At 34.8% G+C, this 14,788-nt stretch carries 12 protein-coding genes and 1 other annotated feature; of the genes, 2 read left to right on the forward strand and 10 right to left on the reverse strand.

What is annotated here, in order from left to right; translation table 11 throughout:
* Positions 1 to 38 precede the first annotated feature (38 nt).
* The 6 genes from trpB (CLOST_RS09985) to CLOST_RS10010 all read right to left on the reverse strand — a co-directional run bounded on the left by trpB (CLOST_RS09985) (position 39) and on the right by CLOST_RS10010 (position 8,002).
* Positions 39 to 1,226: a tryptophan synthase subunit beta gene (trpB, locus tag CLOST_RS09985; protein ID WP_013362191.1), complete on the reverse strand. Its 1,188-nt coding sequence runs from the start codon at positions 1,224 to 1,226 to the stop codon at positions 39 to 41.
* 54 nt (positions 1,227 to 1,280) lie between these two features.
* Positions 1,281 to 1,515, reverse strand: a binding site (T-box leader).
* Between the two features lie 66 nt (positions 1,516 to 1,581).
* Positions 1,582 to 2,040, reverse strand: a complete 459-nt coding sequence (locus tag CLOST_RS09990) for a methylated-DNA--[protein]-cysteine S-methyltransferase (protein WP_013362192.1) — start codon at positions 2,038 to 2,040, stop codon at positions 1,582 to 1,584.
* Between the two features lie 43 nt (positions 2,041 to 2,083).
* Positions 2,084 to 3,253, reverse strand: a complete 1,170-nt coding sequence (locus CLOST_RS09995) for an AI-2E family transporter (protein WP_013362193.1) — start codon at positions 3,251 to 3,253, stop codon at positions 2,084 to 2,086.
* Between the two features lie 87 nt (positions 3,254 to 3,340).
* Positions 3,341 to 5,935: an ATP-dependent chaperone ClpB gene (gene clpB / locus CLOST_RS10000; RefSeq protein ID WP_013362194.1), complete on the reverse strand. Its 2,595-nt coding sequence runs from the start codon at positions 5,933 to 5,935 to the stop codon at positions 3,341 to 3,343.
* Positions 5,936 to 5,965: 30 nt separating this feature from the next.
* Positions 5,966 to 6,880 carry a pseudouridine-5'-phosphate glycosidase gene (locus CLOST_RS10005; protein ID WP_013362195.1) on the reverse strand — a complete coding sequence of 305 codons (915 nt, stop codon included), beginning with the start codon at positions 6,878 to 6,880 and terminating at the stop codon, positions 5,966 to 5,968.
* 15 nt (positions 6,881 to 6,895) lie between these two features.
* Entirely contained in the window at positions 6,896 to 8,002 is a 1,107-nt protein-coding gene (locus tag CLOST_RS10010) for a PfkB family carbohydrate kinase (RefSeq protein WP_041487188.1), read from the reverse strand.
* A 357-nt stretch (positions 8,003 to 8,359) separates the two neighbouring features.
* Between CLOST_RS10010 and CLOST_RS13610 the strand changes: the two genes are divergently transcribed.
* Both CLOST_RS13610 and CLOST_RS10020 read left to right on the forward strand, forming a co-directional pair.
* Positions 8,360 to 9,043, forward strand: coding sequence for an MgtC/SapB family protein (locus CLOST_RS13610; protein ID WP_049779793.1), 684 nt, complete (start codon positions 8,360 to 8,362; stop codon positions 9,041 to 9,043).
* 9 nt (positions 9,044 to 9,052) lie between these two features.
* Positions 9,053 to 9,787 (forward strand): TraX family protein, encoded by a 735-nt coding sequence (locus tag CLOST_RS10020; RefSeq protein ID WP_013362198.1) that lies wholly within the window; start codon positions 9,053 to 9,055, stop codon positions 9,785 to 9,787.
* Positions 9,788 to 9,853: 66 nt separating this feature from the next.
* On the opposite strand, the gene htpG is transcribed toward CLOST_RS10020, so the two are convergent.
* The 4 genes from htpG to aroF form a co-directional block, all read right to left on the reverse strand.
* Positions 9,854 to 11,734, reverse strand: a complete 1,881-nt coding sequence (htpG, locus tag CLOST_RS10025; RefSeq protein ID WP_013362199.1) for a molecular chaperone HtpG — start codon at positions 11,732 to 11,734, stop codon at positions 9,854 to 9,856.
* A gap of 259 nt (positions 11,735 to 11,993) precedes the next feature.
* The gene (gene trpA, locus CLOST_RS10030) at positions 11,994 to 12,764 is read right to left on the reverse strand and encodes a tryptophan synthase subunit alpha (RefSeq protein ID WP_013362200.1); all 771 of its coding nucleotides are present in this window, start codon (positions 12,762 to 12,764) and stop codon (positions 11,994 to 11,996) included.
* Positions 12,761 to 13,951, reverse strand: a complete 1,191-nt coding sequence (gene trpB / locus CLOST_RS10035; RefSeq protein WP_013362201.1) for a tryptophan synthase subunit beta — start codon at positions 13,949 to 13,951, stop codon at positions 12,761 to 12,763. Before trpB (CLOST_RS10035) ends, trpA begins: the two co-directional genes overlap by 4 nt.
* Positions 13,952 to 13,976: 25 nt before the next feature.
* Positions 13,977 to 14,786 carry a 3-deoxy-7-phosphoheptulonate synthase gene (gene aroF, locus CLOST_RS10040; RefSeq protein ID WP_013362202.1) on the reverse strand — a complete coding sequence of 270 codons (810 nt, stop codon included), beginning with the start codon at positions 14,784 to 14,786 and terminating at the stop codon, positions 13,977 to 13,979.
* Positions 14,787 to 14,788 lie beyond the last annotated feature (2 nt).

A 14,788-nucleotide genomic window follows, 5' to 3' on the forward strand; every position in this document is an offset into this window, starting at 1 on the left:
TGATGGTTTTATCACAGAATAATCTAGGGTTTTTCTATTCAGTTTTTATCTAATAAGTTCATTTCTTTTACTTGATTTACGTCTTTATCTCCTCTACCTGATAGATTGACAATGATCGTCTGATCTTTTGACAAGGTTTTTGCTAGCTTTACTGCATATGCAACCGCATGAGCGCTTTCTATCGCTGGTATTATGCCTTCAGTTCTAGATAGAAGAAAGAATGCCTGCATCGCCTCATCGTCTGTTATAGCAATGTACTCAGCTCTATTACTTTCTTTGTAATAGCTATGCTCTGGCCCTACTCCAGGATAGTCAAGTCCAGCAGCTATAGAATGAACTGGAAGAGGCTCACCATTTTCATCTTGTAAAGTATAGCATTTGAAGCCATGAATAACTCCTACGCTTCCTTTAGAAATAGATGCAGCATGTTCATTTGTGTCTAGTCCTTTTCCTCCTGGCTCTACTCCTACAATTTTTACTGAGAGGTCATCTACAAATGGTGCAAACAATCCTATTGCATTACTTCCTCCTCCTACGCAGGCTACTATATAATCAGGCAGTTTACCTTCTACTTCTAAGATTTGCTTTCTTGCTTCTTTTCCTATTACGCTTTGAAATTCTCTTACCATTGTAGGATATGGATGTGGTCCAACTGCTGAGCCTAGAAGATAGAATGTATCGTGAGCATTTGCAACAAAATCAGCTAAAGCTTCGTCTACTGCATCCTTTAGAGTTGCTGTCCCTGTAGTTACAGGAACTACTTTAGCCCCTAGCATCTCCATCCTAAAGACATTTAGCTCTTGTCTTTTTATATCTATAGCTCCCATGTAGATGATGCATTCCAGTCCCATCAGAGCACATACCGTTGCTGTTGCCACTCCATGCTGTCCAGCTCCAGTTTCTGCTATTATTCTCTTTTTGCCCATTCTCTTTGCCAAAAGCACCTGTCCCATTGCATTGTTTATTTTGTGAGCTCCTGTATGGTTCAAATCCTCTCTTTTCAAATAAATCTTAGCTCCTCCTAGTTGCTCAGATAATCTTTTTGCAAGGTATAGAGGATTTTCACGTCCTATATATTGGCGCTGGTAGTAGGCAAGCTCACTTAAAAACTCCTCATCTTCTATGTACTTATAAAAAGCTTCCTCTACATCTTTTAGTACATTTTTTAATTCCTCAGGTACAAAGGCTCCTCCAAATTGTCCAAAATAACCATTATTTCTTTCCATTACATTTCCTCCTTTTTTCCATAAAAAAAGCCCCCATACATAAATAACTCATGTATAGAGGACGATTGCTCGCGGTGCCACCTCAAATTGGTATAGAAAAACCCACTCATTCAAATACGGGCCACAATGGCCGATATTCTATCTCTATAACGGGAGAACCCGGGGTTCCTACTTTAATTCAGTCTCCACTCGTAAGCCCATTCATAGTATTTATTGATATCGGACTCTCACCTACGCCGACTCTCTGTAATCCTTTCACACTACTACTATCCTTACTCAACGCTTTTCATAATTTATGGATATTTTTAATTACTGACTATATTACGAGTAATAAAACCATATGTCAAGTATTTTTTTATTTTTCTTCTAATTTCAGAAGATACTCTTTAATTTCGAGTCCTCCACCGTAGCCTACCATCTTTCCAGTGCTTCCTACTACTCTGTGACATGGAATTATTATAGGTATAGGGTTTCTATTGTTTGCCATGCCTACTGCTCTAGAAGCTTTTTCATTTCCTGATAGTATAGCTATTTTTTTGTAGCTTGCCGTTTCTCCATATGGGATAGTTAAAAGGTTAGTCCATACTTTCTTTTGAAATTCTGTACCTTTTGGGTTAAGCTTTACATCAAAGCTTTGTCTTCTTCCTTCAAAATACTCTGCTAGCTGATTCTTTACTTCCTTCAAAAATGCAGTTTCTTCTCTAGGGATGTCTTTAATTATTATCTCTCCAAAATCTAAGCAGATTAATTCTTTATTTTCTTCTATCAGTGTAAGCTTTCCTATAGGCGAATCCATTACTAGTAGCTTTTTCATTTACTCATCCTCCACTTAAACCAAAACTTGTCTCAATTATTCTTTATACACTATCAGGCTCAATTTCTTTTTTTGCCAGTCTTTTATGAACTGATTTTCTAAGTAGACTGTATAGTACTGAGCTAAGCGGAACTCCGAGTAGCATTCCAAGCACCCCATAAGCACTACCTCCTAGTGTAACTGCTACAAGCACCCAAATGCTTGGAAGTCCAATCGAACCACCTACTACCTTTGGATATATTAAGTTTCCTTCTAGCTGCTGTAATACCAAGAAGAATATAACAAACCACAGGGCTTTTATAGGGCTGACCATGAGTATAAGAAACACTCCAACTATAGTTCCTATAAATGCACCAAATACAGGGATAAGTGCAGTAAATCCCACAAGTGCTGAAACTACTAAAGCGTATGGGAGTCTAAGTATCAGCATTCCTATAAAGCAAAGCACTCCTATAATAACAGCCTCTAAAAACTGTCCTGTTACAAAGCTTGAGAAAATTCCATTTGAAAGCTTAGCAATATCTAGAATTTCTATTACGATATTTTCCGGAAGATAAGCATATAATAGCTTTTTAAATTGTTTAGATAGGGTTTCTTTTTGAAGTAGTACATATATTGCAAATACTAGCCCAAGCACAAAGTTTAATAATGCACTAAATATCGATGATGTAATTCCTATAGTGGTATTGAAAAGTGCTGAGCTTCCTCTTGATAGAAACTGAGATATCCACTGCCCTATTTTTTCCCAGTTTAAATCCGAAAATGCAATTGAATTTATTTCAAATGGAAGAGATGCCAATATCCCACCTAGCCAATTTTGAATTTTTTTCATGAAATCTGGAAATTCTTTAGACACTATTTCTACTGTGTTTTTAAATTCGGGTACAATTAAAAATAGTAAAATCCACACCATGGCAACTACTAAGGATAAGCTTAATAGCAATGAAATTGGTCTTATCCATTTTTCAATTTTCGAAGGATTTTTAGTATTAGTAGACTGCTCTAATCGCTTTTTTAAAAAATCCTCAATCAGTCTCATTATCACATTTAGTATAAATGCTATGCACAGCCCTACAATAAAGGGTGTCAAAAGTGAAACCACATAACCTATGACTGATAGTACTTTTGGCAAATTAGACATGATAGCATAGAGAGCTATAGCAAAGGTTATTATTCCCAGTATTTTTTTGATATTCGCTTTAGACAGGTCCATCTTAGTTCCTCTTTTCGCTTTTAAATTCAAATTAAGGAATGGCATAGCCATTCCTTAATTAAAAAATTATATCTAATTTTTATTTTATCAGATTTTACTGCCAATTGATAGGTCTGCTTCATGCTTATCAATATAAATCGTCTGATAATCTTGAACTTCACCTTGAATTAGCAATCTAGCAATAGGAGTTTCTATATGCTTTTGCAGATACCTTTTTACTGGTCTTGCTCCGTATACTTTTGAGTAGGAATTATCTGCAATGAAATTCTTTGCATCATCACTTACTTCTAGCTTGATATTTCTATCACTTAGTCTATTTTGAATATCTACTAGACTAAGCTCTACTATTTTTACTATTTCACTCTTTGTAAGAGGTTTGAACATCACTATATCATCTATTCTGTTCAAAAACTCTGGTTTAAAGTTAGCTCTTAGTGTATTTAGTACGTTTTCTTTCACTGCATCTGAGATTTCCCCAGATTCCTGCATACCATCTAAAAGTAGATTACTTCCTATATTTGAAGTCATAATAACTACAGTGTCTTTGAAGTTTACAGTCTTGCCTTTGGAGTCTGTCAATCTTCCATCATCAAGCAGCTGAAGCAAGGTATTGAATACCTCTGGATGAGCCTTTTCTATCTCGTCAAATAATATCACGCTGTATGGCTTTCTTCTTACCGCTTCAGTGAGCTGTCCACCTTCTTCATAGCCTACATATCCTGGAGGAGCTCCTATAAGTCTAGCTACTGTATGCTTTTCCTGATATTCACTCATATCTATTCTTACGATATTCTCTTCAGTGTCAAACAGAGCCTGGGCTAAAGCTTTTGCAAGCTCCGTCTTTCCTACACCTGTAGGTCCTAAGAATATGAAGGAGCCTATAGGTCTTCTTGGGTCTTTGAGTCCCGCTCTTGCTCTTAGCACTGCATCAGCTACTAAGTCCACTGCTTCGTCTTGTCCTATTACTCTGTTGTGAAGAAGGCTAGGAAGATGCAGTAGTTTTTCTCTTTCGCTTTCTACTAGCTTTGTTACAGGTATTCCTGTCCATTTTGATATAATCTCAGCAATTTCGTCTTCTGTTACTTCTTCTTTTAATAGCTGGGCTTTACTTTTTGCTTGATTTTCTCTTTCACTTTCTAGCTTTTTCTCAAGCTCTGGAAGCTTTCCATGCTTTAGCATAGCTAGTTCTTCTAAATCATATCTTCTTTCTGCATCTTCTATCTTATGTCTAGTTTGTTCTATTTCTTTTTGTAGGTCTTTTATTTTTATTATATTTTCTTTTTCTAGCTCCCACTGACTTTTCATTGAGCTATACTGCTCTTTTAATATTGCTAGCTCTTTTTGAAGGTCTTCTAGTCTTGCTTTTGATGATGTATCTGTTTCTTTTTTAAGCGCTTGCTGCTCTATTTCCATCTGCATGATTTTTCTGCTTATTGCATCCAGCTCCGTAGGCATGCTGTCAATTTCTGTTCTTATCATTGAAGCTGCCTCATCCATAAGGTCTATGGCTTTATCTGGCAGGAATCTGTCTGAGATGTATTTATTTGACAGCACTGCGCAGGCAATAATAGCATTGTCAGTGATTCTAACTCCATGATGAATTTCAAATTTCTCTTTTATCCCTCTTAATATGGATATGGTATCCTCTACATCTGGCTGGTCTACTAGAACTGGCTGAAATCTTCTTTCTAGAGCTGCATCTTTTTCTATATATTTACGATATTCATCTAAAGTTGTAGCTCCTATACAGTGAAGCTCTCCTCTTGCAAGCATAGGCTTTAAGAGGTTTCCTGCATCCATTGCACCTTCAGTTTTACCTGCCCCTACTATAGTGTGAAGCTCATCTATAAATAAAATAATTTGTCCCTCTGACTTTGAAACTTCATTTAGTACAGCTTTGAGCCTTTCTTCAAACTCTCCTCTGTATTTTGCTCCAGCTATGAGGGCTCCCATATCCAGTGCAAATATAGTCTTATCCTTTAAGCCTTCTGGCACATCGTGATTTACTATCCTTTGGGCAAGCCCTTCTACTACAGCAGTTTTACCTACTCCAGGTTCTCCGATGAGCACAGGATTGTTTTTAGTTCTTCTAGATAGAATCCTAATAGCTCTTCTTATTTCTTCATCTCTTCCAATTACAGGGTCGAGCTTGCCTTTTCTAGCCATCTCAACCAAATCTCTACCGTATTTGTTTAGAACATCATAGGTATCCTCTGGGTTTTGGCTAGTTATTTTTTGATTACTCCTCACCTTGCTTAGAGCCTGAAGAAATTCATTTTTATCAATATGGTATCTGCTGATGATGTCTTTAGTATAGCCTTGATTTTGCTCTAAAACAGCAAGATACAAATGCTCCACAGATATATATTCATCTTGAAATACTTTAGCTTCGTCTTGAGCTTTTACAAGAACTTCGTTGTATCTTCTGGATGGATATACACTGCTTACTGACTCTCCTTGAACCTTTGGAAGCTTATCTAGATGATTTCCAAGGTCTATTAAAATTGCTGAGACATTCTTTCCCATCATAGTCAGTAGCTTGGATATGAGACTATCCTCGCTTGCAAGCAGTGCATAGTGCAGATGCTCTGTTTCCATCTGCTGATGGCCAAGTCTCAAAGCCATTTCTTGTGATTGAACTATGGCTTCTTGAGACTTTTGAGTTAATTTCTCCATGTTCATTTATGTTCACCTCTTTGTTAGTTTATCAAATTAATCTAATTTAGCTAGCTCTACTGCTATTTGAGAGCCTACTCTCGCATTGTTATATACTAGCTCTATGTTTGCAGCTAGGCTATCTCCTTTTGTTGCACTCTTAAGGTAGTCAAGTAAGAATGGTGTTACCTTCTTTCCTTTTATTCCACCTGCTTCAGCTTTTTCTAAAGCTTCTTCAATAGACTTATTGATAAATGTTGGCTCTAGCTCATGCTCTTTTGGGATAGGATTTCCAATTACTACTCCACCTTTTAGCTTCATGTTCCATTTATCTGCTATAACCCTTGCCATTAGCTGTGGACTCTCTATACTATAGTCAGCTTTGTATCCACTTTCTCTAGTGTAAAAAGCTGGGAAATCCTCTGTTTGGTAGCCTAGTACGGGAACTCCTTGAGTTTCTAAATACTCTAACGTAAGTCCGATATCTAGTATAGATTTTGCTCCTGCACAGATTACTGCAACAGGTGTCTGAGCTAGCTCCATAAGGTCTGCTGAGATATCAAAGGTATCTGTAGCGCCTCTATGCACTCCGCCTATTCCTCCTGTAACAAATACCTTTATTCCTGCCATGTGAGCAATTATCATAGTAGATGCTACTGTAGTTGCTCCATTCATTTTGTTTGCTGTGATATAAGGTAAATCTCTTCTACTTGCTTTTACTATGTCTTTAGCTGTTGCAAAATATTCTAGTTCCTCTCTTGTAAGTCCTGCCTTTAGCTTACCTTTTATTATTCCTATAGTGGCAGGTACTGCGCCATATGATCTTACGATTTCTTCTACCTTAAGAGCTGTTTCTAGGTTCTGTGGATAAGGCATACCATGTGATATGATGGTCGATTCAAGTGCTACTACTGGTCTTTTTTCCACTATTGCTTTTTCTACCTCTGGACTAAGTTCTAAATAATTTTTCATAATTATCCTCCGTTTTTAATATAATTTAATTTCAAATTCTATATCAGTTAGCGTTTTTTCTATTTCTGATTCTGACATTGCTGGATTAATTGTACTGTAGCTTTTCAGTGCTGTAAGTGAAGCTCCAGTCGCATAGGTGCAGGCTTTATCAAGCTGACTTCCCTTTAGATAGGAGCTGATAATCCCAGCCATAAAAGCATCTCCTGCTCCTGTTGCACTTTTTATATCCTTTGCTTTTGCCTTAAGAAAAACTTCACTTTTTTCATCACAGGCAAACACACCTTCACTGCCCATACTTATAAATACTTGCTTCAAGCCTTTTTCTAAGAATTTTTCTCCAGCTTTTCTTATATCATCTATGGTATCTGCTGGAATTCCAAGTAAGTCGCTTACTTCATGTCTATTAGGTTTAATAGTGTGGATATACTTTAGTGAATCCTTTAATCTCATAGCTTTTTTACTGGATACTGGGTCTACAAATATCGGGATATCTGAAAAATTCATCCCAATATAATCTATAGTTTTTTTAGGAATGTTGGTGTCCAGTACGATTATATTGGCATTTTTTAAAAGCAGCTGATTTTCCTGAATGAAGGTCTCATCTATTAGCTCGTATATTTCCATTTGAGATATAGCAACTCGCATGTCATTTTGCTCATCCATTATAGATAAATACATCGATGTAGGATAGCTATCAGATATCAAGGAGCTTTTCATATCTATACCCATATCTTCGCTTTCTTTTATGAGCTTTTGTCCGTAAAAGTCATTGCCTACTGCCGATATAAGTCTCACTGGAATATCGAGCTTTGCTAGGTTTTCTGATATGTTTCTACCTACTCCACCTAGCGATGTCTCAATCTTTCCTGGGTTTGAATCATATAGCTTTAAGCTTTCATTTGGAAATCCTTGAAGGTCTATGTTTGAGCCTCCAATTACAGTGACTTTTTTTTCTTCGCTCACTATATAGCCTTTTCCCATAATATAACCTTTTTTCATAAGATTCGCTATGTGAACAGCCACCGATGACCTGTTAAGCTTCAGTCTATCTGCTAGGGCTTGCTGAGCTATCATGGGTTCTTTTTTTAGTATTTCCAATATTTCTCTTTCTCTAGAAGTCATGCCAACCTCCAATCCTTCTCCAACTTACAAAATTAAACTTTTGTTTATTAATATAACTTTTGTTTAATTGTATCATTTTTGTTTATTAAACGCAATATATTATCCATAAATTTTTTCTAAATAGAATATTAGGTTTAAAAGTACTATTATATTGATTTTACATCTTATTAATACCCAATAATTAGAATTAATCAATTGCACTTAGCTATAATTTAAGATATAAATAAAAGTAACATAAATAAAAAACGCTTATTAGCAGATAAATTTATAAATCAGAAATAGTTTAAAAATTACTGATATCATAACTAAAGTAGTATAATGATAATTATAAAAAACGTAATATTAACGGAGGTTCCTATGCCTATAGATATATTCATCCAGCGACTATTTATTGCTTTCATTTGCGGATTAATTATCGGTTTAGAAAGACAGCTGCGGCACAAGATGTCAGCGGTAGTTACAAATGTTTTAGTCTGTATGGGCTCATTTTTATTTTTATCCTTTGCCATGCATGACTCTGCGAATGAACAAGCGAGATTAGCCTCACAGGTCATATCTGGAATTGGTTTTCTTGGTGGTGGAGTTATAATCAGAGATGGCTTTAGCATTAGAGGATTAAACACTGCTGCCACACTTTGGTGCTCTGCGGCTCTTGGTCTGCTTATCAGCCAGGGGTATATAAACTATGCCTTTGTAGGAACTGCTTTTATTCTAGGTGCTAATATTTTTCTAAAACCTCTTGCGATAAGAGTCGAGCATAGCAAATACGGCAATAGAGATACAGAGTTCAACTATAAAATAAAGCTTCAATGCAATGATGCTCAGGAAGAGGAAGTTATAAAAAGCTTTAGATCCTCTGTTGAAAACAAAAATATTACTATTAGAGGAATAGAAAGCAGACGCTCTGATGAAACAAACCACATGAGCATCAAAATTTATATTCTTACTTTTGGTCAGAATGAAGAAGACATCTGGAAAACATTAAACTATATTCATAATAAATATGATATATATTCATATAGCTATGAATTAGAAGCTTAGGAGGATATCATGCTAAAATTCATCGCACTTGTAGTTATGCTAATCGACCATATCGGTGCTAAGTTACTCCCTCAGTTTTTTTTCCTGCGCATTATAGGAAGGTTATCTTTTCCAATATTTGCCTATATGGTTGCAACTGGGGCCAAAAGAACAAGGGATTTAGATATTTATATATCTAGAATGCTCATTTTTGCCTTTATTTCACAAATTCCATTTGTTTACTCGTCACCTTCAGTAAGCATGGCTGATATGTCACTACTTGAGCTTTCATTTAAATCATTTTTGCCTGGGGTTACTTTCTTTGCAAGTCCAGCAATTATAGGTCATCCAGGGCTAAATATCGGATTTACTTTTTGCTTTGCACTTATGGCTATTAAGTTTATAAACCAAGCAAAGGAATATAAAAACGACAGAAAAAATGTAGCTCTTAGTTATCTTGGAGTAGTAGCTATGATATTAGTAGCTTTCTTTTTGAGAACTGACTATATGATGTATGGAGTAGCAATGGTTCTAGTCTTTTATAACTTTTCTATTGAAGAAAAGTCCATCTACCCTAAGCTCATATATATTCTGCCTTTGCTTATTAATGTTTCTACTATGATAGTTCAAAGCGCTTCCTTACTTACGGTTCCAATCATCAAGCGATTTAAGGATGTAGCTCCAAATATGCTCCCAAGATGGGTATATTATGGATTTTATCCTGCTCATCTTTTAATACTTGGAATTATCATGAGACAGTTTTAGTTTTTTGTATATTAAAGACCCCTGCAGATTTTGCTGGGGCCTTTGTTAATTTTGATAGTTTATAGTTTATGACATTAGCTTACAGATATTGTTTGTAAACTCTACAGGATCTGTTATGCTTAGCCCCTCAATTAATAGAGCTTGATTGTAAAGAAGGTTTGTATACATTTTAAGTTTTTCTTTATCAGTTTCAAAAGCAGCCTTTAAGCTCTCGAATATTTCGTGATTTATATTTAATTCTAATACTTTTTCAGCCTTTGCTCCTTCAGCATTTGGCATAGCGCTTAAGATTTTTTCCATCTCAATGCTTAACTCTCCATCAGCAGATAGACAAACTGGATGGTTTTTTAATCTTACAGACGGTCTAACATCAGTAACTTTTCCTTCTAGAGCTTCTTTCATAAATGTAAACAGGTCTTTATTTTCTTCTTTTATTTTCTCTGTCTTTTTATTTTCTTCTTCCATATCTATTCCTAAATCCTTGCTAGATACAGATCTAAACTCTTTTTCTTTATATGACATTAGCATCTTGATTGCAAATTCATCAACCTCATCTGTAAAGTAAAGAATTTCATAGCCTTTATCGGTAAGAAGCTCAGTCTGAGGAAGCTTGTCAAGTCTATCGTTTGATTCTCCTGCTGCGTAGTAGATGTATTTTTGATCTTCTTTCATACGCTCTACATACTCATCAAGCGTAACCATTTTCTTTTCAGTAGAAGAGTAGAACATAAGCAAATCTTGAAGTACTTCTTTTTCCATTCCATAGTTGCTGTAGATTCCATATTTTAATTGTCTTCCAAAGTTTTTGAAAAACTCTTCATAGTTTTCTCTGTCGTTTTTAAGTAGGCTAAGTAGCTCACTTTTTACTTTATCTTTGATTTTCTTAGCTATTAGCTTAAGCTGTCTATCATGCTGTAAAAGCTCTCTAGAGATATTTAGAGATAAATCCTCAGAATCAACCATCCCTTTTACAAAGCTAAAGTAATCTGGAAGAAGATCAGAGCATTTATTCATTATCATTACTCCACTAGAATATAGCTCCAAACCTTTTTCATATTCCTTGGTGTAAAAATCAAATGGCATTTTTTCTGGGATATATAGTATAGCGTTATATCTCACAGCTCCATCAGCACTGATATGAACGTACTTTAGAGGCTTATCAAATCCATAATGCTTTTCTGAGTAAAAGTTTTCGTAGTCTTCTTTAGTAAGCTCACTTTTATTTTTTCTCCATAGTGGCACCATGCTGTTTAGGGTTTCTTCTTCTACTACCTCTTCAAATTCTTCTTCACTGCCTTCTTTTAGCTTGCTTGTTTTCATATCCATTTTTATAGGATATCTCACAAAATCAGAATATTTCTTAACAATAGAGCGAAGTCTATATTCATTAAGGTAGTCGTCATAGCTCTCGTCTTCTGTATTTGGCTTGATATGAAGAATAATTTCAGTTCCTACTTCAGCCTTATCAGCATCTTCTATAGTGTAGCCTTCTGCTCCAGTTGATTCCCATTTGTAGCCCTTTTCTTCGCCTAGAGCTTTACTAATTACAGTTACTTTGTCAGCAACCATAAACGCAGAGTAAAATCCTACTCCAAACTGGCCTATAATATCAAATCCATCTTTAATTTCATTTTCTTTTTTAAATGCAAATGAGCCACTTTTTGCTATTACTCCAAGGTTTTCCTCTAGCTCATCTTTTGTCATACCAATTCCAGTATCACTGATTTTTAGGATTCTATTATCCTTATCAGCTTCGATTTTGATAAAATAGTCATCCTTTGAAAAACTGATATTTTCATCAGTAAGAGCTTTGTAGTATATCTTGTCTATAGCATCGCTAGAGTTTGAAATTAACTCTCTTAAAAATATTTCTTTGTGGGTGTAAATAGAATTAATCATCAAATCAAGCAGACGTTTGGATTCCGCTTTAAATTCCTTTTTTGCCATTCATATAACTCCCTTTCACTTGATATTTATATTTAAGATTTTTCGTTATAGTTAGCACTCACTTAATTCGAGTGCTAACTATAATTTACCAAAAAAAATAGATTTGTCAATAGCTTATTTAAGCTCTAACAAATCTTATGTTCCCTCAAACAATTATACTTCTACACAATAAACACTTTATATTCCAAGAGTAAAATTGTCTTTAGTTTTATAATTGAATAATTTTTATATAGTAAATCTAAATACATAATTCGTTTATTCATTTTATCTCTGATTTCATTTGCTTAACAAATTCTCCTACATATTTGGCCGAATTTATAGAATGCTTTTCTATTATTTTAACAATTGCACTTCCAACAATAACTCCATCTGCAATTTCTAATATTTTTGACACCTGGGATGGAGTTGATATCCCAAACCCAACTGCACACGGAATATCTTTGTTTAATTTTGCTATATTAATAATTTTTTCCAAATCAGTTGTTATGTTGGTTCTTTCTCCAGTAACTCCCATGGAAGAAACTATATATAAAAAGCCTTCTGCTTCTTTGGCTATCATCGATATCCTATCTTCAGAAGTTGGTGCTATCATTGAAATAAGGTTAACTTCATATTTTTTACAAAAAGGATAGAATTCATTTTTTTCTTCGTAAGGAAGATCTGGTACAATTATTCCCTCAATTCCTATTTCAGAACATCTTTTTATAAACTTTTCTGCCCCGTATGAAAATATAACATTAGCATATGTCATAAATACAAGTACTGTCGAAAGATTCTTTTTAACCTCTTGTACAAAATCTAATATTTCATCAGTCGTTACTCCATTTAGCAGCGCTCTTGTATTTGCAGATTGAATAACCTCCCCTTCTGCTGTAGGGTCAGAAAAAGGAATTCCAAGTTCTATTATATCTGCTCCATTTTTAACTAGCTCAAAGATTATCTCTCTTGTAGTTTCAAGATTCGGGTCTGCACAAGTTATAAATGGTATAAATGCCTTTTTATTTTTAAATACTCTTTCTATATTATTCATTCAGAAATATTCTCCCCTCTATATTTTGCAATTGAAATACAGTCTTTATCTCCTCTACCAGATAGATTTATTACTACTATCTTATCTTTATCCATATTTGGCACAATTTTCATTGCATGCGCTATTGCATGTGAAGATTCTATCGCAGGTATTATTCCTTCTATTTTAGAAAGATATTCAAAAGCATCTACCGCTTCATCATCTGTGATTGCTACATACTTCACTCTTTTTATATCACTTAAATATGCATGCTCTGGTCCTATTCCTGGATAATCAAGTCCAGCAGAAATTGAATATACTGGTGCAATCTGTCCATACTCATTTTGACAAAAATATGATTTCATTCCATGAAATATCCCTATTTTACCTGTATTTATAGTTGCTGCTGTTTCAATTTTATCTATTCCAAGTCCTGCTGCTTCACAACCAATTAGTGCTACATCTTTGTCTTGAATAAAATCATAAAATGCACCTATAGCATTACTCCCTCCTCCAACGCAGGCTATAACTGCATCTGGAAGCCTTGATTCTTTTTCAATTATTTGATATTTTATTTCTTTTGATATTATTGCTTGAAAATCTCTTACAATTACAGGAAACGGATGTGGTCCCATTACTGAGCCTAGACAATAATGAGTATCCTCTATATTACTTACCCACTCCCTCATCGCTTCTGATACAGCATCTTTAAGTGTCTTTGTCCCTGATTTTACGCTTACAACTTCTGCTCCTAGGAGTTTCATTTTATAAACATTTAGCGCCTGCCTATTTGTATCTTCTTCTCCCATAAACACAACGCACTTCATCCCCATAAGAGCCGCAGCAGTTGCAGATGCGACTCCATGCTGACCTGCACCAGTTTCAGCAATAATTCTTTTTTTTCCCATTTTTTTGGCAAGAAGTGCTTGTCCTAAAACATTATTTATTTTATGAGCCCCTGTATGATTTAAATCTTCTCTTTTTAGATAAATCTTGGCTCCTCCCAAATCTTCTGTCATTTTTTTTGCATAATATAATCTACTTGGCCTTCCTGCATATTCATTTAATAGAACTGTTAGTTCTTTATTGAAATCTTCATCTTCTTTGTAATAATTATATGCTTTTTCAAGTTCATTTATAGCATTCATTAAAGTTTCAGGTATATATTGTCCCCCATGAATTCCAAATCTTCCATTTGATTTAATCATTTTATTTCTCCTTTTATTTTATATATCATAAAATCATACCTTCAAATTCAACTCTTTTCTTTACATCTTTCATAAGTTCTTCGAATTCATTTAAATCAAGCGATTGCTCTCCATCACAAAGCGCTGCTTGAGGGTTATTATGAGTTTCTATCATTAATCCATCTGCACCTACAGCAATTGCTGCTTTTGACAACGGAGCAACTAAAAAATTTATTCCAGATGCATGACTTGGATCTACAAAAACAGGTAGATGTGTTTTTTCCTTAAGTATAGCTACAGCAGAAAGATCAAGAGTGTTTCTTGAAGCCTTCTCAAAAGTTCTAATTCCCCTTTCACAAAGTATTACATTTTTGTTTCCCTCTGACATAATGTATTCTGCACTCATAAGTAATTCCTCAATAGTATTTGCCATACCTCTTTTAAGCAATACAGGTTTATTAGTTTTTCCTACAGCTTTTAAAAGATCAAAGTTTTGCATATTCCTAGCTCCTACTTGTATTATGTCTACTTTGTCAAATAAATTCAGCTGAGTTTGGTTCATAATTTCTGTTATCACTGGAATATTGCATCGTTCTTTTGTTTCTATGAGAAACAATAAAGCTTCTTCTCCTAAACCTTGAAATGAATATGGAGATGTTCTAGGCTTAAATGCTCCTCCTCTTAAAATTTTAGCTCCACTTTTTTTTACTGATTTTGCAATTAAGTTCATTTGTTCTCTTGTTTCAATAGAACATGGGCCTGATATTACTGTAAAATTTCCTCCTCCAATCTTTATATCACCAACATTTATAACAGTATATGGTGCATTATTTTCCCTACTATGTATAAATTTCATAA

Origin of the sequence: Acetoanaerobium sticklandii (genome assembly GCF_000196455.1) — a bacterium.
Classification (GTDB): Bacteria; Bacillota; Clostridia; order Peptostreptococcales; family Filifactoraceae; genus Acetoanaerobium; species Acetoanaerobium sticklandii.

Coding starts and splice junctions, on each gene's coding strand:
- trpB (WP_013362191.1), bottom strand. CDS start 1,226: ATGGAAAGAAATAATGGTTATTTTGGACAATTTGGAGGAGCCTTTGTA.
- CLOST_RS10020 (WP_013362198.1), top strand. CDS start 9,053: ATGCTAAAATTCATCGCACTTGTAGTTATGCTAATCGACCATATCGGT.
- CLOST_RS10005 (WP_013362195.1), bottom strand. CDS start 6,880: ATGAAAAATTATTTAGAACTTAGTCCAGAGGTAGAAAAAGCAATAGTG.
- CLOST_RS10010 (WP_041487188.1), bottom strand. CDS start 8,002: ATGACTTCTAGAGAAAGAGAAATATTGGAAATACTAAAAAAAGAACCC.
- CLOST_RS09990 (WP_013362192.1), bottom strand. CDS start 2,040: ATGAAAAAGCTACTAGTAATGGATTCGCCTATAGGAAAGCTTACACTG.
- CLOST_RS09995 (WP_013362193.1), bottom strand. CDS start 3,253: ATGGACCTGTCTAAAGCGAATATCAAAAAAATACTGGGAATAATAACC.
- trpA (WP_013362200.1), bottom strand. CDS start 12,764: ATGAATAATATAGAAAGAGTATTTAAAAATAAAAAGGCATTTATACCA.
- clpB (WP_013362194.1), bottom strand. CDS start 5,935: ATGAACATGGAGAAATTAACTCAAAAGTCTCAAGAAGCCATAGTTCAA.
- htpG (WP_013362199.1), bottom strand. CDS start 11,734: ATGGCAAAAAAGGAATTTAAAGCGGAATCCAAACGTCTGCTTGATTTG.
- CLOST_RS13610 (WP_049779793.1), top strand. CDS start 8,360: ATGCCTATAGATATATTCATCCAGCGACTATTTATTGCTTTCATTTGC.
- aroF (WP_013362202.1), bottom strand. CDS start 14,786: ATGAAATTTATACATAGTAGGGAAAATAATGCACCATATACTGTTATA.
- trpB (WP_013362201.1), bottom strand. CDS start 13,951: ATGATTAAATCAAATGGAAGATTTGGAATTCATGGGGGACAATATATA.